Raw genomic sequence first — 26,732 nt, forward strand, 5'->3', positions numbered from 1 at the left:
GCAAATACAGGTTGCGCGACCTCAGGACGAGGCTTGTTCGTAACGGCTTTTGCGTCGGGCACGTTTACGCAGCCGATTGGCTGTCCACTGTTGCAGTGGATCCAACAAGAAAAAAAACAGGTAGGCGGTCAGCACCAGGGTCAAGTCGATCCAGGTTTTGCTGATAGGCCCTTCGACGGCTTCAACGGCGGCCTTGATCAAAAACAGTACAGCGACCCCACACAACCAAAGCCCTACGGTGAAAACCAGAGGTCGCGCACGATTTGTAAGCCTGCGTTGCATGTTCAATACATCTCCCTGAGAACGCTGGGTCAGTCGGCGTACCGATGCCTGCGGGTGTAAACGTGGCCTGCGGATCGAGTCATTCGATGCCGGCCTGCGGGTCGACAGACCCGTACAGCTCATGACATGAGCGGGTGGCAGTTGGTTCCGAAAACCTGCGGTACCCGCGTGGGCAGCAAGGCCCTCACGCACGGTATTGTTTCAAAAAGCGTAGGAAATTACACCCTTGTCTGCACGTCTGCTGGTATCCCAGGACGACGCATCGATGCCAAACGCGGCAAAATCCTTTCATTTTCGGGGCCCGGCCGTGTAGCGTTAAGCCCTCGTTGAAGACCGGTGTGATGGCCCGAGGGCAGGGAGATAGTCATGGCGCAGACGCTGTTCAAGCTGTTCTTCACCCAACGCCTGGCAGCCCTGGCAAGCACGGAGTCGCTGCGAGCCATCCGGGAAGGCCTGTTATGGATCTTGCCATGCTTGCTGGTCTCGGCGGGTTTTCTGCTGTTGTCCGAATGCGCCCGCATTCTCGACTTCCCATCGCCGGTCGTGGCATTCCTGGCCGGCCTGCATGCCAAGATCAGTTCCGTGATCCCGCTGCTGGTGGCCGCTTCCATCGGCTATATGCTGGCAATCCAGCACCGCTTAGCGCAGTTGCCAGTAGCGTTTTTGTGCCTGGCACACGTGGTCATTGCCTCCTTTGTCCTGCGGGACTATCCACGTGCGTCGGCAACCTTTGTCCTGTTTATTGCCATCGCCTCGCCGTTGATCAATGTCCCGGTGATTGCCTGGTTGCATCGCTACCGCTGGACCCGCTTGGTCAACGCAGACCTGGTGGGACACAACCTCAGGGGTACGATCAACATGGTGGTACCGGGAGCAATCACCGCGTTGCTACTGGTGGTGACATTGTCGTTGCTGTTGCAGGTTGCTCATGTGGCGCAGTTACAGGGCCCGGTGATGCTCGATACGCTGCAGTCGCCTTATGGCACCGGTATGTTTGTCACGGCGATCAATTCGCTGCTGTGGTTTTTTGGCATCCATGGCGTGTACGCGATCCAGCCGCTGTTTGATGCCCTGGACCAGGCCGTGATACTCAATGGTGCGGCATTGGCGGCGGGGGAGCCCGTCCTGTATGCGTTGAATGGCGGTCTGCTGGGGTGCTTTGCCTTTATTGGCGGGGCTGGCGGTTCCCTGTGCCTGTTGCTGGCGATTCTGCTGTTTTCCAAGAGCCAGTCCATGCGGTTGCTGGCGGTGGCCAGCCTGCCGCTGTCGCTGTTCAACGTCAGCGAAGTGCTGCTGTTTGGCTTGCCGATCATTCTCAACCCGCGCCTGTTTATCCCTTTTTTAGCCGTGCCGGTGATCAATACGGTGCTGGCATTGCTGGTGGTGCAGGCCGGCTGGGTATCGCCAGCGGTGGCCAGCGTGCCGTTCACCGCGCCGGTGCTGCTCAACGCCTACCTGAGTACCCAGGGCGATCTGGCTGCGGTGGCGCTGCAACTGGTGCTGCTGGGAGTCGGGATACTGGTCTATGCGCCCTATGTCCGCGCGATTCATCGGCAGGCGGTGGAGGGCGGTACGGTTTACCTCAAGTCTTTCGACATGACCTTTCGCGGGCTCGAAGAAAAAGGGCGTCTGCTGGAACTGGACCCAGTGCTGACCGCGCACCGGGCGCTGGCACGCCAGGCCAGTGCATTGAGCAGGATCCAGCAGATCAGCGACTACGAGTTTTACCTGGAGTACCAGCCCCAGGTGTCCTCCCTGACGGGCTTGTGCACCGGCTGTGAAGCGCTGATGCGCGCGCGGGACGGCCAGGGCAAGGTGCATTCGCCGTGGGAGTTCCTCCAGTGGCTGGCCCAGGCCCGGTTGATGCCGGACGTGGACGTCTGGGTCGCCTCCCAGGCCGTGCGTCAGTACCAGAAGTGGCAGAAAATCGGCTTTGCCCTACCGATCACCATTAATGTCTCCAGCGCCACCCTGACGAACCCCGCCTATGGCAGGCAACTGGTGGACATCCTCTCCCTGGCCCACGGCCATGTGTCGGTGGAGATCACCGAGGATGCGCTGGTGGGCGATATCCAGGCGACCCGGCAGATGATCCAGAAGCTGCAGGCCATTGGTGCCAAGGTCTATATCGACGACTTTGGCACGGGGTTTTCGGCGCTGAGTTACCTGCACCAGTTCCCGGTGGACTTCATCAAGATCGACCGCAGTTTTGTGGTGGCCCAGCAGGACCCCAAGGGCGCGCAGGTCTTGACCGGCATGCTGCGCTTTTGTGAGGCGCTGAACCTGGGGGTGGTGGTGGAAGGGGTGGAAACCGCTGAGCAGTTGGCCTTCCTCCAGTCGGGCAGGGGGCACGCCGGGGCGGAGTTGATTATCCAGGGCTGGTATTTCAGCAAAGCGTTGCCCGGCGACGCGGTGCAACGATTTGTTCGCGAGCGGGCAGTCAAGATGAATGATGAGGCCGGTGCATAGCCACGTCTTGCATTGATCCTACAAATAAGTCCTGCAAATAATTCCACTCTATATTGAGCCTTGACTTCCCGTGCGCTGGCGCTTGCGCCGAAGTTGGCCGGTGGTTCGAGTTATTCGACTTTCCTACGAGTATAAAGCTGTTGCGTAGGACTTCTCGTAAATGGAGGGTGCCCCTCTGGCGTAAGTAATTTTTTCAGGTAGATTATTTGATACGAGTTTTAAAAAGAAATTTCTAAATATAGGCTCTTGTGGAGGCGATTGACTTGTCTGCAATGTTTTTAGGCGCAATTTTCTAGTTTAAGTTTCCGTACTTGCTTGGGGCCTTGTTTGATGTCGGCACTGCTCTGTATCTATGTTCTTTATGGAAGGTGTTGGCAAAGGGCTAATCAGGTCTTGCAGTATCGACCTGTCGCCAATGCCCACCCGGCAGGGCTCCTGGAATGGGCGTGGCAATACCAGCATCGTCTGGCTTGATCTGAATGCCGTGGGTTTTTCGGAGTCGATGGGGCTCACAAACACTTATTGCCAGAAATTTGTCTGCCCTGGGGTTAGGGACGTTATTGGGTGTGTGTGGCGTTAAATAAAGATGCAGCGCGCCCTATGTAAGTGCCCGGCAAGTCAGAAACTATCAAGTGGTAATAAAGCGGAGCTGTTCGGGGTTTTGTAAGTTCAAAAGGCTCCCGGGTTGATAAGCGATTTAATACCGTTATTTGAATTGAGATTTGGTCGGAGAGGGGGTGTCGCAGTTTTAGTGTGAGCTCTTGATCATGACCATTACCCCGGCGAAATAGTTCGCCATCCATGTGAGGAAAAATAATGAAAAGTTTGAAAGCCCTCGTTCGTGTAAGTTCGTTTGCTCTGTTGTTCGGGGCGGCTTCCATGGCCAGCGCCGTGTCGATTATTCCGGAAGGTCCATTTACCACTGAGGCAGGCACGATTGTTGTAACGTCGCCATCTTCCTTCGGGGCTCCCATTACCTGCGGCGTCACTTTCGGCGGCAATGTATCCGCAGGCGTAGCCACCATCACTTCGGCAACGCTCACTGGCGGTGGCCTGTGCAATCTGCCGAAGATGAAAAACGTTCCGTCTCCGGGTTGGGTATTGACCGCGACCAGCTATAACGCGAGCACCGGCATCGGTAGCGGCACCGTCTCAAACGTGGGTTGGACCGTGGCGTTCCCTTCCTCCAACTGCGGCCCGGGTACCCTCAATGGCGAGTGGAACCAGGCGACTCGCACGTTGACCGGTAAAAACCAGCCGCTTTCCGGCAACTGCGCCGTCCAGTCCCTGACCGTCAAGGTCCCGAGCCTTAGCGTGGCGCCTTGAGCCATCGCGCTTGCTAGTGCAAAGGGCTGATCACCCGTGAAAGGCAGGTGCCTTATTCGAGGCACCTGCTGGGGTGGGTAACGATACGACGGAGTGGTGCATGAAACACAACAAACAGCAGGTCCTGGTATTCTTTGCCCTGGCAGTGTTGGGTGGGCTGACGGTTGCGGCGTGCCCGGTCCAGGCCGGCGGGTTCATGACGCCGACTGCCAACACCGCAGGCTGGGGCCGGGCGTTCGGTGGCGGTTCGCTGTTCAGGAACGACCCATCAGCGGCCTTCAACAACCCGGCGGCGATGGCCTTTATCGACCGGCCCGTTTCGCAGTTCACCCTCAACTACGCCAATATCGACATCAAGTACAAAGGCTCGGCGTATGACTACGCGGGCAATCCCGCATCCATTACGGTCCTTGATCCTGATACCGGCCTGCCGACCTCGACGCCGCGCACCGGTGACGGTGGCCAGGGTGGGTTTGAAGCCTGGGCACCGACGGGCTTTACGGTTATCCCGATCAACGAGCGTTTTGCCTTTGGCCTGAGCCAGGTGGTGCCCATGGGGGCCCGCACGACGTGGGACGAGGACTGGAAGGGCCGGGACTTTGCGGTAGACACCAAAATCGAAACCGTGGGCCTGACCGGTTCACTGTCGTTCAAGGTAAATGATCAGTTCTCCATCGGTGGCGGGGGGATTTTGCAGCACACCACAGGCTTTGTAAGCCAGAACGTTGACCTCTACGCCGCCGCCGCGCAGTCGCCGGACCTGGGCTACACGCCGTTTCCCGCCGGCCAGGGCCTGGCATTGATGCGGGTCAAAGTCGACAACACTTCCCTGGGCTGGTTTGCCGGTATGGCTTGGAAGCCGACCTCCCGGGATACCTTGGGCTTGAACTACCACGCCAAGATCAAGAACAAGCTGGAGGGCAAGTACAATATCTACGCCGATGCACTCTCCAGAGATGTCATGACCACCCCTGTGCTGGATGGCAAGACCCTGGTCGAACTGGCCTATCCAGGCCTGCATCTGTATCCCGGTGGCGCCAATGCCTCGGCCCAACTGGACATCCCGGCCAATGCCTCCCTGGATTGGGTACACCAGTTCTCCGACCGCCTGACCCTGGGCGTGAGTGCCACCTGGACCCAATGGTCATCGTTCAAGGCCCTGACCTTGAAGTCGGAGGGCAGCACCCTGGTGTCGATTCCCTACAACTACAAGAACACCTGGATGTACGCCCTAGGCGGCGACTACCAACTCACCGATGACGTCACCCTGCGCAGCGGCGTGGCCTTTGACCAGACCCCGACCCCCAACTCCACCCGTGACCCGCGGATTCCTGATGGCGATCGGATATTTGCGTCCCTGGGGTTTGGCTACAACATCCGGGCGGTTCCGGGCTTGAGTATCGACGGTGCCTATTCACGGCAGTTTGTAGAAACCGTCAAGCTCAAGACCAAGAACGTTGATCGCCTTGGCGCGGCGTCGCTGGACGGCAAGGCCCAGCTCAAGGGCGAAGTGCTCAGCCTGGGGGCTACCTACGCCTTCTGATCCAGATCCCGTGTGGCAGCGGGCCTGCCCGCGATGGCGGCCCTTCAGTCACCGCCGTTATTGGCTGGCACGGCACTGTCGCCAGCCATCCAGCCCCCCCATCAATGCGAAGTCCCCTCCGCAAACTCAATCTTGTTCCCCACGTTGTACTTGCCCGAAGGCTTGTTCATGGGGATCCGCTTGACCTCCTGCAACGTCTGGCTGTCATACACGATCAACGCGCCCTCGCGATCCCAGATGCTCAACAGCAAGTAGCGCCCATCCTTGGTGAACTCCACATGTGCTGCGGTCTTGCCCGGCATGGGCCGCAGGGTATGGGCGATTTCCAGGGTCTGCTTGTCGATCAAGTGGATCGCATCGTTGCCGGGTGCGAAAAACACATCACTCCACACATAGCGCGAGTTGCTGTGGCTGCGCATAAAGAACCCCGGCCCGAGGGTGGGAATTTCCTTGATCAGTTTCCAGGTCTTGAGGTCCAGCACCGAGATCTGCCCCTTGCTGATATTCGGCGTGGCAAACACCCACTGCCCATTGCGTTGCCAGTAGGTCCCCGAGCCCAGGTGCGGCATACCCGACAGCGCGATGTCGGTGACCACCTTCCCGGAGTCGAGGTCGATCACTTGCCCGCCACCGGCCTTGCGCGAAGTGGCGAGCAGTTGCCGGTAGTCAGGGGAAAAGGAAAAGTCATCGAGCACGTCCTGGGCCTGGATACGCCGGGGCTCGAAGCTCGGGGTCGCGGCCGCGTAGGACAACTCCCAGACCTCATTCACATCCTTGAGGGCGACGATAAAACTGTTGCGCGGCGGCGCGGTGTACACCGCGCTGACCCGCGAATTCGTCGGCAGGGTCTTGACCAGCGACAGGTCGCGCGCATCCAGCACCACCAGATTGCCCGGCAGGTAATTGCCCACCAGCACCCAGCGCCCGTCCTTGCTCACCGCCAGGTTGCGGGTATTGAGGCCGGCGCGAACCTCGGCGATCAGCTTGAGGTTATGCAGGTCATACAGGCTGATCCAGCCGTCGCGCGAAGCAAAGTACACAAAGCGCCCGTCCGGGGAAAACTTCGGCCCGCCGTGCACGGCAAAGTGCGAGGCAAAACGGTCGAGCACCTCAAAACGGTCACCGTCGAGAATGTCGATGTGATGGTCACCGGATTCCACCACCACAAACAGGTTCAGCGGGTCGGCGTGATGCTGCGGGGTGCTCGGCAGTTGGCTGAGGTCGGCCAGTTGGCGGTGGCTGCTGCGGATATCCTGCTCGTTCCAGGTCGCGGGCGTGGCGGGCGGCTGTTGCAGGAACGTCACCAGGCCGTCGATCTGTTGCGCGCTGAGTTGACCGGCGAATGCCGCCATCTGGCTGGCCGGGCGACCGTGTTCGATGACCTGGCGAATCTCGGCCGGCTTGATCCGCCCCAGGCTCTCCGGCAACAACGCCGGGCCGGTGCTGCCGACCCGGTTGAGGCCATGGCAGCTCTGGCAATGCTGCTGGTAATCGGCGGCGGCATCCGGCGCACCGTGGGCGGCGCTGGCCCAGAGCAGCGGCACCAGCCACAGGCGCTTCATACTGCCACCCTGGGCCGCGCGAGGTGAGCGGGCGCGAGGCTGGCGGGGTAGTGCAGGGGCGCATCGGCAAACAGATCCACCACATGCCCGATCACCGTCAAGGTCGGCACGCCGGGCTCGCACATCAGGGCCAGGGCCGGCAGTTGGCGCAGGGTGCCGCGATGCACTTGCTGGTCGACGCGGGCCCCGTTGCAGATCAGCGCCGCCGGCGTCTCGGCGGACAGCCCGGCGCCGATCAGGCGTTCGGCGATCATCGCCAGGTTCGACAGGCCCATGTAGAACACCAGGGTCTGGCTGCCGTCGGCAAGGCTGTCCCAGGGCAATTTCAACTCACCGTCGCGCTGCAAATGCCCGGTGACGAAGCGACACGAGTTGACCAGATCACGGTGCGTCAACGGGATGCCCGCATAGGCGCTGCAGCCGGATGCCGCGGTGATGCCTGGCACTACCTGGCACGACACCCCTTGCGCCAACAGGTATTCCAGCTCTTCGGCACCGCGGCCAAACACGAAGGGATCGCCGCCCTTGAGCCGCACCACGCGCTGTCCTTGCTGAGCCAGTTCGGCCAGCAGTTCATTGATCTGCTCCTGGGGCAGGCTGTGATAACCGCTGGCCTTGCCCACGTAATGGCGGGCGCAGGTCAGCGGGATCAGGGTCAGCAACTCGGCACTGATCAGGCGATCGAACACCACTGCATCCGCCTGCATCAGCAGGCTCCAGGCGCGCAGGGTCAACAGGCGCGGGTCGCCGGGACCGGCGCCGACCAGGGCGACTTCGCCGGGGTGGAAGGGGCTGTGCAGCGCGTAGGGTAAGGCGTAGGTTGAGTGCATGAGACTTCCTTGGTTCATCATCAGGTTGGCGCTCCCCGGTTGTTTCACCAGGTGAGCGGCCGGTGGTTCAGCGTGCCGAGCAAGGAATCAAGGTGGGCGGGGTGCGGGCGATTTCTGCGTTGCTGAGGTAGCAACCGGGGTCCGGGCCCCAGAGATCGCCGTCGGCCCAGGCGCGGGTGCGCGTGTTGCCGTTGCAGATGTTCAGCCAGCGGCAGTCGGTGCAACGGCCACCGACCTCCCGCGGGTATTGGCGCAGGCGCAGCAGTAACGGGTCGGGGCGTTCCAGCCAGATTTCGCGAAACGAGGTGCGGCGCACATTGCCCACCGAGTGTTGCCACCAGTAAGTGTCCGGGTGCACTTCGCCGGTGTTGTCGATATTGGCGATACCGCTGCCCGAGGCATTGCCGCCCCAGGCATGCAGCAGGTGTTCGAGTTGCGGGTAGTGTTCCGGCAAATGCTGATGCACCCATTGCAGCAACAGCACGGCGTCGGCGTCGTTGTTGCCGCTCACAAAATCGCTGGCCACGCCGTTCTGGACGTCGTTCCAGGCCTGCTGGAAGATCATCAGCATGGCGTCGCGGCTCATCTGCTGATGGGCGTCCAGTTGCCGGCTGCGCTTGCCGCGCCCGCTGTAGTTGAGGTGCGAGAGGTAGAACTTCTGCACATCGTATTCGCGCATCAGCCCCAGCAGTTGCGGCAACTGCGCGTGGTTTTCCTGGGTCAGGGTGGTGCGCAGGCCTACACGAATGCCAGCCTGGCGGCACAGGCTGATGGCATGCATCGAGCGCTCGAAACTGCCCTCGCACTGGCGGAATGCATCGTGGGTGGCCTTCAATCCATCAATGCTGATGCCCACATAGTCAAAGCGCGCATCGGCGATCTGCTGGATATTGCCTTCGTCAATCAACGTGCCATTGCTCGACAGCGCCACGAAAAAGCCCTTGGCGCGGGCATAGGCGCTGAGCTGGAACAGGTCATCGCGCAGCAAGGGCTCGCCGCCCGAGAGGATCAACACCTTGACCCCTGCGTCGTGCAGGTCGTCGATCACCTTCAGCGCGGCCTCGGTATCCAGCTCATCGCGGAACACACTGTCGGCGCTGGTGGCGTAGCAGTGCTTGCAGGTCAGGTTGCAGCGGCGCAGCAGGTTCCAGATCACCACCGGCGCGCGGTCGCTGCCCGGTTTGGCGCTGCGCGGTGGTGGGCATTGGCCGGCCAGGGTGCGCAGGTAATGACTGATCCTAAGCATGGAGTGGTCCTTGTGTGGGGGAGCTGTCTCGCCCTGCGGGGCTGCGTTGGCGGTGGGTCATCCAGCATCTGTGTGGGCAGCTTCCACCGTGGATCGTTGGGTCAGGCGCAGGCCGGTTTTTTTCAGGATGCGACTGCTCACCAACATCTCGCCCGCCCGGCTGGCATCGCCCAGCAAGAAGCGCAGGTGTTCACGATAACTGTCGATCTCTTCGCGGCTGCGGCCATGGACCATGGCGAACAGGTTGTAGGGCCAGTCCGCGCGCCGGGGCCGGCGATAGCAGTGGCTGACAAAGGTTTGGGCGCCGATCAGTTCGCCCAGGCGCGGCATTTGTTCATCGCACACATCCCACACGGTCATGCCGTTGTGGCGATAGCCCAAGCGATAGTGATTGGGCACGGCGGCGATCCGGCGGATCGCGCCTTCACCCTGCAAGCGCTTGAGCAGATCCAGGGTGGATTCGACGCTGATCCCCAATTGCTCGGCGAGCCAGGTCCAGGGGTCTTCCAACAGGGGTAGGCCGGCGTCGGTCAAATGGATCAAGCGCTGGGCCAGGCTCTCGTCAAACCGGGAAGTACAGACCGACATGGTAGGTTTGCTCCTTGGGCAGGTTAAGCACCTCAAGCCCGGTGATGGTGTGGATGTGCGAGAGGGTCTGCTCGAGGTCTTCGGCGGTGCCGCAGGCCAGCACAAACCACATGTTCCAGTGATGCTCGCGCCGGTAGTTATGGGCCACTTGCGGGAGTTCGTTGAGCTGCGCCGCGACCTGTTCAAAGCGTGCTTCAGGTACCGCCAGGGCGGCCAGGGTGAAGGCGCCGCCCAGGCGCTCAATATCAAACATCGGCCCGAAGCGCGTCAGCACGCCGTCTTCGAGCAGCAGGTGCAGGCGGTCGAGCAGTTCGTCGGGCGTGCTGTGCAGCTCTGCAGCCAGTAACTGCCACGGGTGACGAACCAGGGGCAGGCCCCGTTGCAGGCGGTTGATCAACTGACGGTCAAGTTCATCCATGGGCCCATACCTGGGATGGCGGTGGCGCAAAACGCCCGCCGCACTGCTTGAACATGCGTGTGCTGAATAACAGGTGGTGGGGCAGGTCGCTGAGCAGGTGCTGTTGCAACAGTGCCTCGATCTGCGCCTGCACCGCTGCGCGCTCACGCCCGTGGACCATGCAGAACAGGTTGTAGCGCCAGTGCGGCAAGCGCCGTGGCCGCTGATAGCACAGGGTGATGCCCGGCGCGCAACCCAGGCGCTGGCCGACTTCGTCGATCAGCGCATCGGGCACATCCAGCACCAGCATCGCGTTGGCCACAAAGCCCAGGGCGCGGTGGTTGAGCACCAGGCCGACGCGGCGGAACAGGCCCTGCTCCTGCCATTGCTGCATCTGCCGCAACACTTGCTGGTGATGGGCGCCGATCTGCTCGGCCAGGTCTTCATAGGGCCGCGACACCCTCGGCAGGCCGCGCTCCAGGCATTGGCGCAGGTCGAGCAGTTGCTCGTGGTTCAGCGGCGCGATCACAGGTGGCCTCCCAGGGCAAAGCCCAGGTCGATGCGGTAGGAGGTGAGCATCGGCAGGTCCAGAGGGATCAGGCCGGTGTCTTTTTCCAGTTCGTCGAGAATCTGTTCCAGGTGCCGGCGATTGGGCCCGGTCAGCACAAACCATAGGTTGTAGTGATGCTCGCGGGCGTAGTTGTGATTGACCTCGGGATAGCGACTGATGCGCGCGGCCACCTGCTCCAGGCGTTCGGCGGGCACCGCCAGGGCGGCCAGGGTACTGGCCCCGGCGCGGCTGTGATCGAACACCGGCCCGACCCGTGACAGTGCGCCTGCCAGTTCCAGGCGTTGCAGGCAGGCCATCAACTGTTTCTCGCTGCAGCCGAGGGTGTTGGCCATTTCCATGTAAGGCTCGGCGCACAGCGGCATGCCATGTTGATAGCGGTCGATCAGGCGCGTGGTGAGCTCGTCAAGTTCCATCTCAATACCCCATTTTTTGCGCGCGGCTGCTGAAGAAGATTCCGCTGGGGCTTTCGGCCGGCAGGGTCTTGAGCAAGGTCAAGCGATAAGGATCCCAGACCTGCACCTGTTGGCCGTCGCGAACCGACAGCCACAGCTGCTCACCGCGCCCGGTGAATTCCATATGCAGCACACCAGGGCCGGGACGCAGGTCCGCGACCACCTGGTGGGTTTCAGTGTCGAGCACCTGTACCCGGTCGTTGTCCGGGTAGGCGAAGTTGACCCACAACTGGCGCCCGTCGGGCCGTGCGGTGACAAAAATCGGTTGGCCGGCCACGGCAATGGTGGCGGTCTGTTGCCAGGTGCGCGCATCCATCACCAGCACCTGATGGCGGCCTACGGCGGGCACGAAGGCCTGGTTATCGGCCACGGCCCAGCCTTCCAGATGCGGCATCTTGTACACCGGCAGTTTTTGCTGGCCGCGACCGTAGTCGGCGAGCACACGCTTGACCCCATGTTCGGGGTGCCACAGGTCGAGCTGGGCCATGCCGTCCTCGCCAAACAACCCGGCCATGTAGTAACGGCCATCGGCGGTGATCAGCGCGTCATAGGGCTGGCGACCAATGCCAGTGAAGCGGGTGATGGCCGGGGTGTTGCCCTGGCTGAAATCGGCGCTCCAGATCTCGTCGGTATCGAACAGGCTGAACACAAAGCGTTGTCCCGGCGCATCCACCAGGCCCACCACCCGCGAGCGTTTGCCGTCGGCCAGGGGCGTGGCCGGGATATCGGCCACCTGTTGCAGGGTCACGGCGTCGAACACCTTGACGCCACCGGGCTGGTAGTTGGAGACGGCAATCAAACGCCCGTCCTGGCTGATCGCGCCACCGATGCTGTTGCCCCCCTGGATCAGGCGTTTGTCGATGCGCTGGGTCAGCAGGTCGACCTTGGTCAGCCCGCCGTCACGGCCAAACAGGTAGGCGTAGCGCTGGTCCCGGGAAAACACTGCCGAGGCGTGGGACAGGTCGCCCAGCCCCGCGACCCGTGCCAGGCGGGCCTGGTGGCTGCTGTCGATAATCAGCAGGCTGCCGCTGGCGCGCTCCACCACCAGGCCCAGGTCGCCGCTGCCGCGCAACGGTGGATGGGAGCAGGCGGTGAGCAACAGGCCGGCAATGCAGGCAAGCAGGGGACGGATCATGGCGCGGGGGTTCCTTGCAGGAGGCGATCCACCAGCCAGGCAATATCGCCGGCATTGAGCAACGGCGCCCAGCCGGGCATCGCCAGGGCAGGGCGGCCATAGGTCACGGTGGCAATCAGGCTGTCGCGGGTTTGCCCGGACAGGGCTTGCGGGGTCAGGGCCGGGCCCAGGCCACCGGTCAGGTGCAGGCCGTGGCAGGCGCCACAGTCCTGGGTCAACAGGTGTTCCAGTTGGACCTGGCGCGCAGGCGCCGGTGCTCCGTGCACCGGCGCAGGAATGAGAAAGAGCAGCGCCATGGCCGAACCGATCATCGAGATTTGCATGGCGCGCTCCTTGTGCTTATTTCAGACTCAACACCCATTGGGCGAGGGTCAGGGCTTCGGCATCCGTGACGGGGTTGGCCGGCATCGGAATCGGTCCCCAGTTACCCTGGGTGCCGTTCTTGATGTGGCTGGCCAAGGTTTTGTCAGCGTCCTTGACGCCGGCATTTTTTGCCGCCACTTCCTTGAGCGCCGGGCCCACCATCTTGCTGTCGATGGTGTGGCAGGCGGCACAGGGTTTGCTCTTGAACAGCGCCGCGCCGTCATCGGCCATTGCGGTGGACAGGCTCAGGGCCGCGCCCAGGGTCGCCAGTGCAAGCAGGATATTTTTCATTGGTTTGCCTCTTGTTGATGAAGCTCAATAAATGTCGAATTGGGTGTTGTAGACGTTGAACTTGCCGGTCGGGGTAATCAGGCGCTTGTCCCGGATCACGTTCTTGAGCTTGAGGGTCTTGTCATCGACCACCACCAGCGCCGACTCCTCTTCCTGGCCGTTCCACACCGAGAACCACACTTCATCGCCTGCCTTGTTGTATTCCGGCTGCACCACGCGCAGGGCGCCTTGCTTGATGCCCGACCATTCGGCAATCGGCAGTACGGTGTAGCCAGCGTCGAGCTTGTCGATGTTGAACACCGCGACCGACTGGCTGAGCTTGGTGTCGGGGTTGAGCGTGGTGTCGACATACAGGTGCCGCGAGTTGGGGTGGGTCTTGATAAACAGCGAGCCACCGCCCTGGCCGTTGAGCGAGGTCACTTGCTTCCAGGCGTACTGCGGGTGCTTGACCGGGTCGGTGCCGATCACCGAAACCCCACCGTCACCCAAGTGACTGGTGGCCCACACCGGACCGTATTGCGGGTGTACAAAGTTGGCGCCACGGCCGGGGTGCGGGGTCTTGCCGACATCCACCAGAGCGGTGAGCTTGCGCTCCTTGGAGTCAATCACTGCAACCTTGTTGGAGTTGTTCGCCGCCGTCATGAAGTAGCGATGGGTGCTGTCCCAGCCGCCGTCGTGCAGGAAGGGCGCGGCGTCGATGGTGGTGATGGTGAGGTTTTTGATGTCTTGGTAATTGACCAGCATGACCTTGCCGGTTTCTTTGACGTTGACGATGAACTCGGGCCATTCGTGGGACGCGATGATCGCCGCCACCCGTGGTTCCGGGTGGTATTCCTGCTTGTCCACGGTCATGCCGCGGGTCGAAACGATCTGCTTGGGCTCCAGGGTCTCGCCGTCCATGATGGTGAACTGCGGCGGCCAGTAGGAACCGGCAATCGCGTACTTGTCTTCATAGCCTTTGAACTTGGAGGTCTCCACCGAACGGGCCTCGATGCCCACCTTGATCTCGGCGACTTTGGTCGGCTCGGCAGGCCACAGGTCGATCATGTCGATCTTGGCGTCACGGCCGATCACCAGCAGGTAGCGGCCCGAAGCGGAAATCCGCGAGATGTGCACGGCGTAGCCGGTGTCGATGAGCTTGACGATTTTCTTGCTGTCGCCGTCGATCAGGGCGATTTTGCCGTCGTCACGCAGGGTCACGGAGAACAGGTTTTCCAGGTTCAGCTGGTTGAGCTGCTTCTTCGGACGGTCTTCGGGTTTGACCAGCAGCTTCCAGGTCTTGAGCGTCTCGGCCATGCCCCATTCCGGTGGGGTGGGCGCGGTGTGCTGGATGAAGGTCGCCATGCTGGTGATCTGCGCCTTGGTCAGCGCATTGGAGGTACCCCAGTTCGGCATGCCGGCGGGGGAACCGTAGGTGATCAGGGCTTCCAGATACGCCTGGCCCCGGGCCTGGGTGATGTCCGGGGTCAGCGGCTTGCCGGTGGCGCCTTTGCGCAACACACCATGGCAACCGGCGCAGCGCTCGAAGTAAATCTGCTTCGAGGCATCGAACTCGGCTTGGCTCAAGTCCGGTGCGCCGGGGCTCTTGACCATGGCTGCAGCCGGCGCGGGAGCCGTGGCGAAGGCCTGTGTTGAGAGGGCCAGGGCCAGCGCGCAGCTGAGCCTGGCCAGCGTCAGTACGAAGGGTGTTTTGTTGCGAGTCAGCATTCCATATCTCCTCAGGCAAGACCTTTGCGATCTGGGTAGAGCGCAGGTTCTTAGTGCCAGCAGAGACTATGTCGCGGCGGGTGAATGACCGCTTGACGGCGATCAAGTTTGCCCTGAGTACGGCTTGCCAGGTTGTCGCAGGCCCCCGTAGCGTGGCTGCCAAACCCGCTGTCCATGCAAGGTGCGCTATGACCGAACCCTTCTACCAAGCCCTCAACAACGAACATGAGTTGTTCGAGCACGCCTGGCGTCACCGCATGCCGGTGCTGATCAAGGGCCCCACCGGCTGCGGCAAGACCCGCTTCGTCCAGCACATGGCCCACCGTCTGCAATTGCCGCTGTATACCGTGGCCTGTCACGACGACCTCAGCGCCGCCGACCTGATCGGCCGCCACCTGATCGGCGCCCAGGGCACCTGGTGGCAGGACGGCCCGTTGACCCGCGCAGTGCGTGAAGGGGGCATTTGCTACCTGGACGAAGTGGTCGAGGCACGGCAAGACACCGCCGTGGTCCTGCACCCGGTGGCCGATGACCGTCGCGAGCTGTTCCTGGAACGCACGGGCGAAGTCCTCAAGGCGCCGCCGTCGTTCATGTTGGTGGTGTCCTACAACCCCGGTTACCAGAACCTGCTCAAAGGAATGAAACCCAGCACCCGCCAGCGGTTTGTGGCGATGCGCTTTGGTTATCCCGCGACAGCCGAAGAAGAGCGCATCGTCGCCCGCGAAGCTCAGGTGGACGGCGCCTTGGCAGCCCAGGTGGTGCGCCTGGGGCAGGCCTTGCGCCGGCTGGACCAGCATGACCTGGAAGAAGTGGCGTCCACCCGCTTGCTGATCTTCACCGCCCGCCTGATTGCCGCTGGCATGCACCCGCGCGAAGCCTGCATGGCCTGCCTGGCGGAAGCGCTGAGCGACGACCCGCAAACCGTCGCGGCCCTGATGGACGTGGTTGATGTTCATTTCAGTTGAGCGGCGGCTGCCGGGTGATTTGGCGATGTGGTTCTTTATCCTCGCCGAACTCTCGGTGTTTGCGATTCTGATCCTCGCCTTTGCCGTGACCCAGACGCTGCGGCCCGAGGTCTTTGCCGAGGGCCGCGCACAGTTGGATACCTCCACCGGCCTGGCGATGACCCTCAGCCTGCTGACGGCCGGCCTACTCGCCGCGTTGGCACAGCAACAGGTCATTGCAGGTCGCCCACGGCGGGCAGGTGGGTTATTGGCGTTGGGACTGGCGGTGGCGGCGGTTTATGTGTGGATCAAACTTGGCGAGTACGGGCACCTGGCTGCGGCCGGTCTGGGCCTGGAACGCAGCACGTTCTTTACCCTGTACTGGGTTTTGACCGGGTTTCATTTTCTGCATGTGCTGTTGGGCATGCTGATCCTGGCGTGGTTGGCGTTGCGCTGCTGGCGCCGGGCCTATGGTCCGGGGCGTCAGTCGGGGTTCGAGTCCGGGGTGTTGTACTGGCATATGGTGGATCTGGTGTGGGTGGTGCTGTTTCCGTTGGTGTACGTGTTGTGAAGTTGCTGGCGTGCTGGGCCGGGCTGGTGCTGCTCAGCGTGGGCACCGTCATGTCCGGTGCGGCGGGCTGGTGGTGGCTGGTGGTGTTGGCAGCGGTGGCCAAGGCCTGGGTGATAGCCGATGGGTTTATGGAACTGCGGCATGCGCCTTGGGGATGGCGGGCGGCGATGTTGGCGTGGCCGGTGGTGCTGGTGGCAGGGATGGTCGTGATGCGTTGATGACGATGATGAACCTCCTGGCTGTGGGAGCGGGCAAAGACTTCAGGGAGAGCCGGCGGTCTGCCCGGTAAAAAGATCATGGTGTGGCGCGGGGATATTAAATAGAATTAATCTCATTTGAGACTCACTCGCGCCGCCCAGGGTTCGCTTGCCATGAATGATGCCGTATTGCCAACGACCGCCGCAGAACCCAGCCTGAGCACCTTGTACCGCGACCATCGCAGCTGGCTGGAAAGCTGGTTGCGCCGGCGCCTGGGCAACGCCTGGGATGCCGCCGACCTGAGTCAGGACACTTTCCTGCGGGTGCTGGCCAGCGCCCAGCCAGTGGCGCAATTGCAGGAACCACGGGCCTATCTGGTGACGGTGGGCAAGCGCCTGCTGGTCAATTTCCACCAGCGCCGCAGCCTGGAGCAGGCGTATCTGAATGCCTTGGCACGCCTGCCTGAAGAGTGCGTGCCGTCGCCGGAGCAACGCTGGTTGCTACTGGAAACCCTGCAGGCCCTGGATGAATTGCTTGACGGTCTGGCGCCGGTGGTGCGCCGGGCGTTTCTCTGGAGCCAGCTCGAAGGCCTGGGCTACCGGGAGATTGCCGAGCGTCTCAAGGTCTCGGAGCGCACGGTCAAGCGCTATATGGCCCAGGCCTACGAACATTGCCTGCTGGTGGAACTGTGAGCCGTACCCCAGCGGATGTGGCCCGGGCCGCGGCGCACTGGCTGGCGCTGTTGGAATCCGGCACCGCTGGCGAGCGCGACCATGCCGGCTTGCAACAATGGCGCGACAGCCATCCCCAGCACGAACAGGCCTGGCAAAAAGCGCAACTGCTGCGCCAGCGCTTTGCCGACTTGCCATCCTCCCTGGCCATGGCCAGCCTCGACCGCCCGCAACCGGGCCGGCGCGCCGTGCTCAAGCGTGCCCTGGGCGTGGCTGCGCTGGTGCCGGCGGCCTGGTTGCTCAGTCGCCAGTTACCCCTCGACGTATGGCGTGCCGACCTGCATACCGCCACTGGCGAGCGCAAGCGCGTGCCGCTGGTCGATGGCAGCACCCTGCAACTGAACACCGCCAGCGCGGTGGATGTGGACCTCGCTGCGCGGCGCCTGACCCTGGTCGAAGGGGAGATGGCGCTGACTGTACCCGGTACGGCGGCGCTGAACGTACACAACCGTTATGGCCAGGTTATCGCCAGCCAGGCCGTGGTCTGCGTGCGCCAGTTGGCGGATGCTTGCCTGGTGTCGGTACTCAAGGGCCGGGTACAAGTACTCGACGGGCACGGGCGTGCTGCCTGGGTGCAAGGTGGGCAACAAATACGGCTGCAACCTGTGGGGCTGGGTGCGCCGATGCCGTTCGACGTGCAGCAACTGGGGTGGCGCGACGGTGTACTGACGGCGCAGAACCAGGCGCTGGGTGACTTCCTGCGCGAACTGGATCGCTACCGCCCGGGCGTCCTGCGCTGGGACCCGAGCCTGGAAACCTTGCGCGTCACCGGCAGTTTCCGCCTGGACGACACCGACTCCATCCTCAGCCTGTTGGCCACCACTCATGGGCTGCAGGTGCAGTTCCGCACACGCTATTGGGTCACGCTGCAGCCGCGCAAAACCCTGGGCTGATCGCGATCTTATTGTCCCGGCAGATCCCATGGGGGAGCGGGCAAGCCCACTCCCACACAAGCCCTTTCCCACCTTTTTATCGGCCAGTTCGCAAGACCGTGGCCCTTTTTTTCGGCTCGCCTGTCATCCAAGGCAAGTGAACGAAAACAGAGAGCCTTTTAATGCCCGTCGTCCCGCCATCATTGTTGCGCCTGAGTTTGGTGCTGAGCCTGAGTGCCAGTCCGTTGTTTGTTCCTGTGAGCTGGGCCGAGGACGCGGCCCGACGCAGTTATCAGGTGCCGGCCGGCACCCTGGGCAGTGCGTTGACCCGCTTTGCCGGGCTGGCCGGGGTCAATCTGTCGGTCGATCCGGCCCTGGTCGGCGGCCGGCAAAGCGCCGGGATCTCCGGTGAGTTTGCCGTCGAGGAAGGCTTCGCGCGTCTGCTGCAGGGCTCGGGCCTGCAATTGCAGGCGGTGGGTGAGCGTGCCTACACCTTGATCCCCGCGCCGCAGGGCGGTACCTACCAGTTGCCAGCCACCTCGATTCTCGGGGCCGCGAACACACCCGTCGCCGAAACCTACGCCGGTGACCAGGTCACGCGCAAAGGTGCGCAGGGCATGCTCGGCGACGGCGACTTTATGGATACGCCGTTCAACCTCACGTCCTATACCTCCAAGGCAGTGAAAAACCTGCAGGCGCGGACCCTCGGCGAGATGGTTGCCAGCGATCCTTCGGTGCGCATCACCAACCCGGCCGGCGGGCGTTTCGAGCAGTTCTCGGTGCGCGGTTTCAGCCTGTTCAACAGTGATGTGTCCTACGGCGGCCTGTATGGCGTGCTGCCGACCTACGCCATCGACATGGAAATGGTCGAGCGCGTCGATATCCTCAAGGGCCCCGGCGCCTTGCTCGGTGGCATCGCGCCTCGGGGCAGCGTCGGTGGCGGGATCAATATCGAGCCCAAGCGCGCCGGCGACACACCGCTCACCGAGTTCACCGGCAGCTATGCCTCGGCCGGGCAGTTCGGGGGGGCGGTGGATATCGGTCGGCGGTTTGGCGATGAGCAGCAGTTTGGCGTGCGCTTCAATGGCGTGAAGCAGTCCGGCGATACCGAATGGGATCACCAGGAGGTGGACCGTGAAATGACAGTGATCGGCCTCGACTACCGCAAGGAGCGGGTGCGCCTGTCCCTCGACCTCGGGCGCCAGGAACGCACCGGCGACGCACCTCAGGAGCGCGTGGAAATCGCCAAGGGTAGCGTGATGCCCAAGGCCAAGGACATCCGTGACAACTTCGCCCAGTCCTGGACCTACTCCCATACCAAAGACACCTTTGGCGCGGTGCGTGGCGAGTTTGATGTCAGCGATTCATTGATGGTCTATGCCGCAGCCGGGGCGCGCAAAGGCAACTACGACTTCCTGCGCCACGGCGTGCAGGCAACCCAGAGCAATGGCGACTTCACCGTGGTGCCGCGCAGCTTCCGTCGCGACGAAGACGTCAAGACCGTCACCGTCGGCGCGCGCAGTTGGTTCGACACCGGCCCGGTAGGGCACACCCTCAATGTCAGCCTCAATCAGTTCAATATGGATTTCGACAATGCCGGCGAGCGCTACACCCCCGGCAAGAGCAACCTCTACAACCCGGTGGTTTTGCCCCACCCAGGCAAGGCCGTGCGCTGGGACACCAGCACCCACACCGAAAACCGTTTCACCAGCCTGGCCCTGGCCGACACCCTGGCGTTTTTTGATGAACGGGTGCTGCTGACCCTCGGCGCCCGCCTGCAAAAGGTCCAGGTCACCTCCTGGAGCAATGGCATCAAGGATCAGCCGGAGTACGACGAACAAGCTACCTCGCCGGCCCTGGGCCTAGTGGTGAAAGTCACCGATCAGTTGTCCCTGTACACCAACTACATGGAAGGCTTGAGCCAGGGCGAGACCGCGCCATCGAGCGGGGTGCGCAATGAAAACGCGATCTTCCCACCGACCAAGAGCAAGCAGGTGGAAGTCGGCGCCAAGTACGACATGGGCAGCTTCGGCATGAGCGCCAGCGTGTTCCGGATCAAGCAGCCGGCCTATGGCATCGACAGCCAGGGTTTCTTCAAGCCCAACGGCGAATTGCGCAACCAGGGTGTGGAACTGAACGTGTTTGGCGAGCCCCTGACGGGCGTGCGCCTGCTCGGTGGGGTGATGCTGCTCGACAGCGAACAGACCAAGACCGCCCAGGGCCTGACCGACGGCAAGCGCGGCACCGGTGCGCCGATTGCCAACGTCAACCTGGGCGCCGAATGGGATATCCCACGCCTGCAAGGCGTGACCCTGACCGCCCGTGCGATCCATACCGGCGCGCAGTACCTGGATGCGGCCAACCAGCAGAAAATCGACAATTGGGAACGCTATGACCTGGGCGCGCGCTACACCTTCAAGGTCAAGGAAAACCCGGTGACCCTGCGCGCGACCGTGGAGAATGTGCTGGACACCACTTACTGGGCGTCGGCCGCGACCTCCAGCGACAGCGCGCCGGGCCTGACACTGTCGACGCCGCGGACGTGGCTGGTGTCGGCAACAGTGGGTTTTTAATATTCAAAAAAGGAATAAATAAATAGTTATTTATTCCTTTTATTGTTGGTGCGGAGGGCGCATTTTAAAGGCCTGCGCATTCGTGCGGATTGACCCAACATTGAAAGGAAAACCCACATGACCATCAAAGCGATCAACGTGCGCAACCAGTTCAAGGGCGTGATCAAGGAGATCCTGCTCGGCGAAGTGGTGTCCGAAATCGACGTGCAGACGGCGTCCGGAATCGTCACTTCGGTGATCACCACCCGCTCGGTGCGCGACCTGGAGTTGAAGGTGGGCAGCGAAGTGATTGCCTTCGTCAAATCCACCGAAGTGTCCATCGCCAAGCTCTGAGTCCAGCCCTTGCAGGCGTCGGCAAGCCGGCGCTTACAAGGTTTTCAGCGCACGTTCCAGGCGTGAAATACCTTCTTCGAGCAACGCCCGCGGGCAGCCGAAGTTCAAGCGCACGAACTGCTGGCTGTCATCGCCAAACTCCACACCTGCACTCAAACCCACCTTGGCCTGTTCCAGGAAAAACCGCTGTGGGTCGTCCAGGCCCAGGGCGCTGCAATCCAGCCAGGCCAGGTAGGTGCCTTGCGGGGCATGCATGACCACGCCGGGCAGGCGTTTTTGTACGGCATCCAGCAGGTAGTCGCGGTTGTCTTGCAGGTACGCCACCAACGCTTTCAACCATTCATCACATTGGCTATAGGCCGCCCAGGTGGCTTCCAGGCCCAGGGGGCTGACGCTGTCGACCATGCCGCAGCGCGCCTTGTTGAAGCGTTCGCGGATAAGCGGGTCCTGGACAATGGCAAAGCAGGTCTTCAGGCCGGCGACGTTGTAGGCCTTGCTGGCTGACATCAGGGTAATGGTGCGGCGGGCGATTTCTGCGCTCAGCGACGCGGTGGGGATATGCCGGCGCCCGTCAAAGCACAGCTCGGCATGGATTTCGTCAGAGATAATCAGCGTGCCCTGATCCAGGCAGGCGTTGGCCACGGCCAGCAGCTCCTCGCGGGGGAACACCTTGCCCAGTGGGTTGTGGGGGTTGCTCAACAGCAACGCACCGGCGCCTTTCAAGGCCTGGCGCAAGGCGGGCAGGGGGGTGAGGTATTCGCCCTGGTCGTTCAGTTCGAAGGGCACTTCGATCTTGGGCAGGTTCCAGTTGCCCGCGGCATGGCGCAGCGGCGCATAGTTGGGGGTTTGCAACACCACCGACTGGCCTGGCTGGACAAAGGCGTGCAGGGCCATGTTGAAACCGGGCTCGACGCCCGGCAGGAACAACAGTTCATCGGGCTGCACGCGCCAGGCGTACTTGTCCCACAGGTCGCGGATGATCGCTTCGCGCACTTCTGGCCGGGCGACGCTGTAGCCGAGCATCTGCTGGTCCAGGCGTGCGTGCAGGGCGTTGAGGATCGCCGGTGGCGCGGCGATATCCATGTCGGCAATCCACATCGGCAAGACATCTTCTGGGTAACGGCTCCACTTGGTACTGCCGGTGCCGAGGCGAGGGTGGATCGTGTCGAAATCAAAGCTCATGGGGGCGCTCGTGTCAGGAAGGCGGGCGAAGAATGCCGTCGATTCTAAGTCAGCCGGCCTGATAGGTCATCAATTGCTCCTCGCACATAATGCGGATGGTGCGCCGTTGCACTTCAATCAGCCCGGCGTCCACCAGCCGATGCAGAATCCGCGAAAACGTTTCTGGCTGAATCCCCAGTTTGGAGGCCACCAGGCGCTTGGGCACTTGCAGCACTACATCGCCACTGGCCAGATCGCGCTCCTGGATCAGGAAGCTGATGACCCGGCGGCTGGCGTTGGCCAGGCTCAGGGTGTCGATGTCCTTCAGGCGTTGATGCAGGTGGATGCTCATCGTGCCGAGGATCGCCAGGCAGATCTGCGGCTGGTCCTCCAGGGCCTTGCGGTAATGATGGCCCTCGATGCTCACCAGCACGCTGTCCTTGAGCGCCGTGGCACTCACCGGGTACGCCTTGGCCTGGCTGAACAACAGGGCTTCGGCAAAAGTCTGGCCGGGGCGGATGACTTCCACCAGATGCTCCTGGCCTTCGCCGGTGACCCGGTGCAACTTGACCTGGCCGCTGACCAGCAGGAAAAACCGATCGGCAGGGTCGCCCTGGTGCATCAGGGTCACATGCCCGGGCAGACGCTTGAGGTTGGCCAGGGTGCAGACGTCCTGGAAGATCTTCTCCGGCAACGGACTGAACAGATGATGCCGGCGCAGGGTTAAGACGATGGATGGGTGGGTCAACATGGCGTACCTCCGCTCCCGCCCATGGTAGGGCGTGCGGCCGGCGGGGCCTATGCCTCGTTGGAGGTAGCTCCGTAGAGGGAGTGTTCGCGCAGCAGTGCCGAAAATGCGTCCCGGGCCGGGTGACAACCTGCATGGGCGTGCCAGTAAAACCGGTTGTCGATGTGCGTCAGTTCCGCGAACTCATGGCCTTGCCAGTTGGCACCCTGGCGGTATTGCTCGTAGATCCCCCGAGGCACCAGCGCGGCGCCGCTGCCAGCACTGACACAACCGACAATCGTGCCGTAGCTGGCGATGCTGACGATGGGGCAGACCTGGTCGTGGCGAGACAACCACTGCTCCAGCGCCAGGCGATAGGGGCAACCTGAGGGCCACATAAACAGGGTCAGGCCCTGCAGATCCGCGACGCTGCGCACCGGGCCCAGCGACGTGGGGGCAATCAGTACCAGGTCTTCGCTGTACAGCACCGCGCTTTCCAGCCCCGGGCGTTGCACATCCACGGCGACAATCGCCGCGTCCAGCCGATGGTGCTGGATATCATCGAGCAACTGCGACCAGGTGCCGGTGCTCAACTCCAGCGACACTTGGGGGTACAACGCGTGATAACGCGCCAGCAGCTGTGGCAAGCGCCCGGTTGCACTGGACTCGATAGCACCGATGCGCAGTCGCCCATGGGGCGCGCCACCGGGGGCGACGGCACGCCGGGAGGCTTCGGTCAGGTCGAGGATTTTCGTCGCATATTCGATAAACACTTCGCCGGCGGGGCTGACCCGCAGACCCCGGCCCTCGCGCACAAACAGCGCGACGCCGAGTTCCTGCTCGAGGGACTTGAGCCTTGCGGTGATATTGGACGGCACGCAATGCAGCTGCTGCGCCGCACGGGCGATGCTGCCCAGTTCGTAGACCGCCTTGAACATGCGCAGTTGGGACAGTTCCATGGTTCACCTGGAGTGAAGAGTGGGCTCAGTTTAAGTCACTTTTTTCCGGGGCTGGGGTTTCTCATACTTTTGCCAGGCAGTGCCTGTGCGCTGCCACGTCCCTGAGAACGCTCATGCCCCGTGCAAAAATTATCCTGGCAACACTCTTCGTCATTCTCTGCTGGGCGTATTCGCCGATCGGCATCCATATCGCGTTGCAGGCTTATGCGCCCGATAACCTGGCGTTGTTGCGTTTTTTGATCGCCTCCGGGTTCATGGCCGGTGTGGCCTGGATCAAGGGGATTTCCCGGCCCCGACTGCGGGATTTGCCTTTGTTTGCGGTGCTGGGATTGTTTGCCGTGACACTGCACCACATCGCCCTCAATTACGGCCAGCGCGGTGTGAGTGCCGGCGCTGCCAGCGTCCTGGCGCAATCCACGCCCTTGTTCAGCGCGTTACTTGCCAGCACGCTGTTCAGGGAGCGGCTCGGGGCCTGGCAGTGGGGTTGCGTGCTCGGCGGCCTGCTCGGCGCCGGGGTGGTGGCGGTAGGGGATCGCGGCTTGGGCGAGCTGGATGGGCATGGGTTGTTGATCCTACTGGCGGCGGCGTCCTGGAGCCTGTATTTCGCTCTGCAAAAGCGTTATTCCCAGCATTACGACGGGCTGACCCTGGTGTGTTTCACCCTCTGGTCAGGTACGGCGTTGCTGCTGGTGTATCTGCCAGGGCTGCCGGCGGAGTTGGCCCAGGCTTCGGTGTCGGTGAACCTGGCAGTGCTGGTGCTGGGCATCTTTCCCAGTGCGCTGGCGTACCTGGCCTGGGCTTATGTGCTGACGCATAGCCAGGTCAGTCGGGCAGCGATTGCGCTTTATCTCATACCGCCGGTGGCGATGCTGATGGCGTGGGTGATATTGGCGCAGCGGCCTTCGGTGATGGTGATTGTGGGGACGGTGATTGTCCTGGCGAGTGTGGGGGCGTTGACGGTGAAAGTGCGGTGACGTAACTGACTGTCGCCGTTGGGTGGCTGGCGATGGCCATGTTTGGGGTGGGGTACAGATCCGTTGTTGCGATGGCGGTACATCAGTCCCTACCCAGCCTGACGCAAATGCTCCATCGCCCACACCGCCGCTTCCACCCGCGAGCGCAACCCCAGCTTGTGCAGCAAGTTCTTCACATGCACCTTCACCGTGCCCTCGGTAATCCCCAGTTTGTGCCCGATCACCTTATTGCTATACCCCCCGGCAATGGTCTTCAACACCTGCCGCTCGCGCTCGGTCAGTTCCACCGCCGCATGGGGCTGGGGCGAGCGCAGGGCCTGGGCCAGCACCCGAGTCAGGCCGGGGCTGATCACCAGGGCGCCGTGCAGGGCATCGCGGATGTACTGGATCAGCAACTCCGGCTCCATGTCCTTGAGCAGATACCCATTGGCATCCAGGCGCAGGGCGTCGCGGATGTCGTCTTCGGCATCGGACACGGTAAACAGCAAGACCTTGCCGCCATAGGCCATGGCCCGCAGGCGGCGCAGGGTTTCCAGGCCGTTCATCTGCGGCATGTTGTTGTCCAGCAGCACCAGGTCCGGTTGCAGCGATTCGATCAGGCCCAGGGCTTCTTCGCCATTGCCGGCTTCGCCCACCACGTGCAGGTCATCTTCCAGTTCGAGCATCTGGCGCATGCCGTGGCGCATCATCGGATGGTCGTCGACGAGCAGGATGCGGTGGCGGACTGATGGGTTGATGAGCGCCGTGTTCATGACAAGCTACCTTCTTGTAGGGAGGGCCCGAGAAATTCCGGGCGAAACAGCAAGTGCACCCGGGTGCCCTGGGGCTCGCGGGAGGAAATGTCCAGCTGGCCGTGCAGGCTGCGGGCGCGTTCGTCCATGATGGTCAGGCCGTGGTGTTCACGTTGGTCCACCGGCTCGCTGAAGCCGCGGCCATCGTCTTCAATGCTCAGGCTGACGGTTTCGCCATGCTGGCGCAGTTGCAGCCAGGCATTCTCGGCATGGGCATGGCGCAGGCAGTTGGACAGGGCTTCGCGGGTCACCTGCAACAGGTGGATCTGTTCACTGGCCGACAGCTGGAAGGCCAGGGCATCCACGTGCAGGTGTACCTGGAACTCGCCACGCCGGGAGAATTCCTCGGCGGTGTCTTTTAGCTCCTGGACCAGCCCGGCATCGTGAATTTGCAGGCGGAAGGTGGTGAGCAGCTCCCGCAGTTGCCGATAGGCATTGTTCAGGCCTTCGCGCAGTTCGCCGGTGACGGTTTCCAGGGTGGCCTTGGGTTCGTCGCGGCGCAGCAGGGTCTGCATGCGGCTGACTTGCAGCTTCATATAGGACAGGGCCTGGGCCAGGGAATCATGCAGTTCGCGGGCGATGATGGTGCGTTCGTCGAGCAGCAGCAGGCGGTGGTCCTGCTCGCGCTGGCGTTTGAGGGACAGCGAGGTGCCGATCAGGTTGGCCAGGGCCTGGATCAGTTGTTGCTCCCAGGCCTGGGGCGCATGGCCGTCGACAAAGTGCGCCTTGAGTTCGCCCAGTTCCGCGCCCTGGTTGCTGATGCTGAACACCTGGGGCGGGGCCACGTGATGGCGCTCGCAGGTGGCGCAATCGCCAATGGCGCAGACGTTGCGGCTGTTGCCGCCGTGCAGCGCGAGCATCTGTTGCGCCGGGGCGAGGAAGTGCCCTTGCAGGCACAGCGACAGGCGCAGGCCCGGCAGGCGTTTCTGGAAGCGCCGGATCAACTCGTCGAGACCTTCGGCGTTGGCCAGGCGCGTGGCCAGGCTGCGACTGCTCTCGTAGAGCAATTCTAGGCTCTGTACGTAAACCCAAGAAATACGATTTTCTGTAAAATACACCGCCATTAAAGCCAGGAGGCCAAGATGGCAAAGCGGTATGAACTCCCCGACGCAGCCTGGGATCTGGTTGCAGATATC

General features: G+C 62.4%; 27 protein-coding genes and 1 pseudogene. 11 read left to right on the forward strand and 17 right to left on the reverse strand.

All coding sequences use genetic code 11. From position 1 onward, the window contains the following. Positions 1–21: 21 nt before the first annotated feature. Positions 22–282: a hypothetical protein gene (locus JFT44_RS24850; protein ID WP_057436888.1), complete on the reverse strand. Its 261-nt coding sequence runs from the start codon at positions 280–282 to the stop codon at positions 22–24. 366 nt (positions 283–648) lie between these two features. On the opposite strand from JFT44_RS24850, the gene JFT44_RS24855 reads away from it, so the two are divergent. The 3 genes from JFT44_RS24855 (at position 649) to JFT44_RS24865 (ending at position 5,620) form a co-directional block, all read left to right on the forward strand. Next, positions 649–2,751, forward strand: a complete 2,103-nt coding sequence (locus tag JFT44_RS24855) for an EAL domain-containing protein (protein ID WP_198831334.1) — start codon at positions 649–651, stop codon at positions 2,749–2,751. Positions 2,752–3,567: 816 nt separating this feature from the next. Continuing rightward, positions 3,568–4,077, forward strand: a complete 510-nt coding sequence (praB, locus tag JFT44_RS24860) for an alkane oxidation protein activator PraB (RefSeq protein WP_057436883.1) — start codon at positions 3,568–3,570, stop codon at positions 4,075–4,077. A 100-nt stretch (positions 4,078–4,177) separates the two neighbouring features. After that, the gene (locus tag JFT44_RS24865) at positions 4,178–5,620 is read left to right on the forward strand and encodes an outer membrane protein transport protein (protein ID WP_198831335.1); all 1,443 of its coding nucleotides are present in this window, start codon (positions 4,178–4,180) and stop codon (positions 5,618–5,620) included. Between the two features lie 101 nt (positions 5,621–5,721). On the opposite strand, the gene JFT44_RS24870 is transcribed toward JFT44_RS24865, so the two are convergent. The 11 genes from JFT44_RS24870 to nirS form a co-directional block, all read right to left on the reverse strand. Next, entirely contained in the window at positions 5,722–7,182 is a 1,461-nt protein-coding gene (locus JFT44_RS24870) for a cytochrome D1 domain-containing protein (RefSeq protein ID WP_057959359.1), read from the reverse strand. Continuing rightward, positions 7,179–8,012: a uroporphyrinogen-III C-methyltransferase gene (cobA, locus tag JFT44_RS24875; protein WP_115128345.1), complete on the reverse strand. Its 834-nt coding sequence runs from the start codon at positions 8,010–8,012 to the stop codon at positions 7,179–7,181. Before cobA ends, JFT44_RS24870 begins: the two co-directional genes overlap by 4 nt. 67 nt (positions 8,013–8,079) lie before the next feature. After that, a complete protein-coding gene (nirJ, locus tag JFT44_RS24880) occupies positions 8,080–9,258 on the reverse strand; it encodes a heme d1 biosynthesis radical SAM protein NirJ (protein WP_115128344.1) in 1,179 nt (392 codons plus the stop codon). 57 nt (positions 9,259–9,315) lie between these two features. Beyond that, positions 9,316–9,846 carry an Lrp/AsnC family transcriptional regulator gene (locus JFT44_RS24885; protein ID WP_057959362.1) on the reverse strand — a complete coding sequence of 177 codons (531 nt, stop codon included), beginning with the start codon at positions 9,844–9,846 and terminating at the stop codon, positions 9,316–9,318. Beyond that, on the reverse strand, positions 9,821–10,264 hold the full coding sequence (locus tag JFT44_RS24890; RefSeq protein ID WP_057959363.1) for an Lrp/AsnC family transcriptional regulator: 444 nt from the start codon (positions 10,262–10,264) through the stop codon (positions 9,821–9,823). The genes JFT44_RS24885 and JFT44_RS24890 overlap by 26 nt, the downstream gene beginning before the upstream one ends. After that, positions 10,257–10,772, reverse strand: a complete 516-nt coding sequence (locus tag JFT44_RS24895) for an Lrp/AsnC family transcriptional regulator (protein ID WP_057436868.1) — start codon at positions 10,770–10,772, stop codon at positions 10,257–10,259. The genes JFT44_RS24890 and JFT44_RS24895 overlap by 8 nt, the downstream gene beginning before the upstream one ends. Further along, complete coding sequence (locus JFT44_RS24900; RefSeq protein ID WP_057959364.1) at positions 10,769–11,227, reverse strand: Lrp/AsnC family transcriptional regulator; 459 nt, start codon at positions 11,225–11,227, stop codon at positions 10,769–10,771. Before JFT44_RS24900 ends, JFT44_RS24895 begins: the two co-directional genes overlap by 4 nt. Position 11,228: 1 nt before the next feature. Continuing rightward, a complete protein-coding gene (locus JFT44_RS24905) occupies positions 11,229–12,401 on the reverse strand; it encodes a cytochrome D1 domain-containing protein (protein WP_057959365.1) in 1,173 nt (390 codons plus the stop codon). After that, positions 12,398–12,724 carry a cytochrome c gene (locus JFT44_RS24910; RefSeq protein WP_169960664.1) on the reverse strand — a complete coding sequence of 109 codons (327 nt, stop codon included), beginning with the start codon at positions 12,722–12,724 and terminating at the stop codon, positions 12,398–12,400. Before JFT44_RS24910 ends, JFT44_RS24905 begins: the two co-directional genes overlap by 4 nt. A gap of 16 nt (positions 12,725–12,740) precedes the next feature. Next, positions 12,741–13,055, reverse strand: a complete 315-nt coding sequence (locus JFT44_RS24915) for a c-type cytochrome (protein ID WP_057436867.1) — start codon at positions 13,053–13,055, stop codon at positions 12,741–12,743. A 24-nt stretch (positions 13,056–13,079) separates the two neighbouring features. Beyond that, positions 13,080–14,648, reverse strand: a complete 1,569-nt coding sequence (gene nirS, locus JFT44_RS24920; protein WP_232544800.1) for a nitrite reductase — start codon at positions 14,646–14,648, stop codon at positions 13,080–13,082. A 302-nt stretch (positions 14,649–14,950) separates the two neighbouring features. Here nirS and JFT44_RS24925 point away from each other — a divergent pair, with 302 nt between their 5' ends. The 7 genes from JFT44_RS24925 to JFT44_RS24955 all read left to right on the forward strand — a co-directional run bounded on the left by JFT44_RS24925 (position 14,951) and on the right by JFT44_RS24955 (position 20,984). Beyond that, on the forward strand, positions 14,951–15,727 hold the full coding sequence (locus JFT44_RS24925) for a CbbQ/NirQ/NorQ/GpvN family protein (RefSeq protein ID WP_169989813.1): 777 nt from the start codon (positions 14,951–14,953) through the stop codon (positions 15,725–15,727). Then, positions 15,711–16,277, forward strand: coding sequence for a cytochrome c oxidase subunit 3 (locus JFT44_RS24930; RefSeq protein WP_057959366.1), 567 nt, complete (start codon positions 15,711–15,713; stop codon positions 16,275–16,277). The genes JFT44_RS24925 and JFT44_RS24930 overlap by 17 nt, the downstream gene beginning before the upstream one ends. After that, positions 16,274–16,495 carry a cytochrome C oxidase subunit IV family protein gene (locus JFT44_RS24935; RefSeq protein ID WP_057959367.1) on the forward strand — a complete coding sequence of 74 codons (222 nt, stop codon included), beginning with the start codon at positions 16,274–16,276 and terminating at the stop codon, positions 16,493–16,495. The genes JFT44_RS24930 and JFT44_RS24935 overlap by 4 nt, the downstream gene beginning before the upstream one ends. A gap of 153 nt (positions 16,496–16,648) precedes the next feature. After that, positions 16,649–17,167 carry a sigma-70 family RNA polymerase sigma factor gene (locus tag JFT44_RS24940; RefSeq protein ID WP_057436856.1) on the forward strand — a complete coding sequence of 173 codons (519 nt, stop codon included), beginning with the start codon at positions 16,649–16,651 and terminating at the stop codon, positions 17,165–17,167. Next, positions 17,164–18,099, forward strand: a complete 936-nt coding sequence (locus tag JFT44_RS24945; protein WP_057959368.1) for a FecR domain-containing protein — start codon at positions 17,164–17,166, stop codon at positions 18,097–18,099. The genes JFT44_RS24940 and JFT44_RS24945 overlap by 4 nt, the downstream gene beginning before the upstream one ends. A 161-nt stretch (positions 18,100–18,260) precedes the next feature. Further along, positions 18,261–20,651 (forward strand): TonB-dependent receptor, encoded by a 2,391-nt coding sequence (locus JFT44_RS24950; protein WP_198831336.1) that lies wholly within the window; start codon positions 18,261–18,263, stop codon positions 20,649–20,651. Between the two features lie 117 nt (positions 20,652–20,768). After that, positions 20,769–20,984, forward strand: coding sequence for a molybdopterin-binding protein (locus JFT44_RS24955; protein ID WP_003173733.1), 216 nt, complete (start codon positions 20,769–20,771; stop codon positions 20,982–20,984). A gap of 33 nt (positions 20,985–21,017) precedes the next feature. Here the strand turns inward: JFT44_RS24955 and JFT44_RS24960 are convergent, their stop codons facing one another. From JFT44_RS24960 to JFT44_RS24970, 3 genes are read right to left on the reverse strand one after another with little or no spacing between them, the layout of a single operon-like run. After that, a complete protein-coding gene (locus tag JFT44_RS24960) occupies positions 21,018–22,166 on the reverse strand; it encodes a PatB family C-S lyase (RefSeq protein WP_198831337.1) in 1,149 nt (382 codons plus the stop codon). Between the two features lie 49 nt (positions 22,167–22,215). Beyond that, positions 22,216–22,896 (reverse strand): Crp/Fnr family transcriptional regulator, encoded by a 681-nt coding sequence (locus tag JFT44_RS24965; RefSeq protein WP_057959371.1) that lies wholly within the window; start codon positions 22,894–22,896, stop codon positions 22,216–22,218. A gap of 47 nt (positions 22,897–22,943) precedes the next feature. Further along, on the reverse strand, positions 22,944–23,831 hold the full coding sequence (locus JFT44_RS24970; RefSeq protein WP_057436851.1) for a LysR family transcriptional regulator: 888 nt from the start codon (positions 23,829–23,831) through the stop codon (positions 22,944–22,946). 113 nt (positions 23,832–23,944) lie between these two features. Here JFT44_RS24970 and JFT44_RS24975 point away from each other — a divergent pair, with 113 nt between their 5' ends. Next, positions 23,945–24,805, forward strand: a complete 861-nt coding sequence (locus tag JFT44_RS24975; RefSeq protein WP_057445050.1) for a DMT family transporter — start codon at positions 23,945–23,947, stop codon at positions 24,803–24,805. A gap of 89 nt (positions 24,806–24,894) precedes the next feature. Here the strand turns inward: JFT44_RS24975 and narL are convergent, their stop codons facing one another. Both narL and JFT44_RS24985 read right to left on the reverse strand, forming a co-directional pair. Beyond that, positions 24,895–25,542 carry a two-component system response regulator NarL gene (narL, locus tag JFT44_RS24980; protein ID WP_081044232.1) on the reverse strand — a complete coding sequence of 216 codons (648 nt, stop codon included), beginning with the start codon at positions 25,540–25,542 and terminating at the stop codon, positions 24,895–24,897. Between the two features lie 11 nt (positions 25,543–25,553). Then, a pseudogene (locus JFT44_RS24985) lies at positions 25,554–26,612 on the reverse strand (ATP-binding protein); the annotation flags it as partial. Positions 26,613–26,732: the final 120 nt, after the last annotated feature.

The sequence above is a fragment of the Pseudomonas sp. MF5691 genome (assembly GCF_016405645.1).
Taxonomy (GTDB): Bacteria; Pseudomonadota; Gammaproteobacteria; order Pseudomonadales; family Pseudomonadaceae; genus Aquipseudomonas; species Aquipseudomonas shahriarae.

Excerpts from the sequence above, each read along its gene's own strand:
- JFT44_RS24850 (WP_057436888.1), bottom strand. The coding sequence starts at position 282 with ATGCAACGCAGGCTTACAAATCGTGCGCGACCTCTGGTTTTCACCGTA.
- JFT44_RS24855 (WP_198831334.1), top strand. The coding sequence starts at position 649 with ATGGCGCAGACGCTGTTCAAGCTGTTCTTCACCCAACGCCTGGCAGCC.
- praB (WP_057436883.1), top strand. The coding sequence starts at position 3,568 with ATGAAAAGTTTGAAAGCCCTCGTTCGTGTAAGTTCGTTTGCTCTGTTG.
- JFT44_RS24865 (WP_198831335.1), top strand. The coding sequence starts at position 4,178 with ATGAAACACAACAAACAGCAGGTCCTGGTATTCTTTGCCCTGGCAGTG.
- JFT44_RS24870 (WP_057959359.1), bottom strand. The coding sequence starts at position 7,182 with ATGAAGCGCCTGTGGCTGGTGCCGCTGCTCTGGGCCAGCGCCGCCCAC.
- cobA (WP_115128345.1), bottom strand. The coding sequence starts at position 8,012 with ATGCACTCAACCTACGCCTTACCCTACGCGCTGCACAGCCCCTTCCAC.
- nirJ (WP_115128344.1), bottom strand. The coding sequence starts at position 9,258 with ATGCTTAGGATCAGTCATTACCTGCGCACCCTGGCCGGCCAATGCCCA.
- JFT44_RS24885 (WP_057959362.1), bottom strand. The coding sequence starts at position 9,846 with ATGTCGGTCTGTACTTCCCGGTTTGACGAGAGCCTGGCCCAGCGCTTG.
- JFT44_RS24890 (WP_057959363.1), bottom strand. The coding sequence starts at position 10,264 with ATGGATGAACTTGACCGTCAGTTGATCAACCGCCTGCAACGGGGCCTG.
- JFT44_RS24900 (WP_057959364.1), bottom strand. The coding sequence starts at position 11,227 with ATGGAACTTGACGAGCTCACCACGCGCCTGATCGACCGCTATCAACAT.
- JFT44_RS24905 (WP_057959365.1), bottom strand. The coding sequence starts at position 12,401 with ATGATCCGTCCCCTGCTTGCCTGCATTGCCGGCCTGTTGCTCACCGCC.
- JFT44_RS24910 (WP_169960664.1), bottom strand. The coding sequence starts at position 12,724 with ATGCAAATCTCGATGATCGGTTCGGCCATGGCGCTGCTCTTTCTCATT.
- JFT44_RS24915 (WP_057436867.1), bottom strand. The coding sequence starts at position 13,055 with ATGAAAAATATCCTGCTTGCACTGGCGACCCTGGGCGCGGCCCTGAGC.
- nirS (WP_232544800.1), bottom strand. The coding sequence starts at position 14,648 with ATGGTCAAGAGCCCCGGCGCACCGGACTTGAGCCAAGCCGAGTTCGAT.
- JFT44_RS24925 (WP_169989813.1), top strand. The coding sequence starts at position 14,951 with ATGACCGAACCCTTCTACCAAGCCCTCAACAACGAACATGAGTTGTTC.
- JFT44_RS24930 (WP_057959366.1), top strand. The coding sequence starts at position 15,711 with ATGTTCATTTCAGTTGAGCGGCGGCTGCCGGGTGATTTGGCGATGTGG.
- JFT44_RS24940 (WP_057436856.1), top strand. The coding sequence starts at position 16,649 with ATGAATGATGCCGTATTGCCAACGACCGCCGCAGAACCCAGCCTGAGC.
- JFT44_RS24950 (WP_198831336.1), top strand. The coding sequence starts at position 18,261 with ATGCCCGTCGTCCCGCCATCATTGTTGCGCCTGAGTTTGGTGCTGAGC.
- JFT44_RS24955 (WP_003173733.1), top strand. The coding sequence starts at position 20,769 with ATGACCATCAAAGCGATCAACGTGCGCAACCAGTTCAAGGGCGTGATC.
- JFT44_RS24960 (WP_198831337.1), bottom strand. The coding sequence starts at position 22,166 with ATGAGCTTTGATTTCGACACGATCCACCCTCGCCTCGGCACCGGCAGT.
- JFT44_RS24965 (WP_057959371.1), bottom strand. The coding sequence starts at position 22,896 with ATGTTGACCCACCCATCCATCGTCTTAACCCTGCGCCGGCATCATCTG.
- JFT44_RS24970 (WP_057436851.1), bottom strand. The coding sequence starts at position 23,831 with ATGGAACTGTCCCAACTGCGCATGTTCAAGGCGGTCTACGAACTGGGC.
- JFT44_RS24975 (WP_057445050.1), top strand. The coding sequence starts at position 23,945 with ATGCCCCGTGCAAAAATTATCCTGGCAACACTCTTCGTCATTCTCTGC.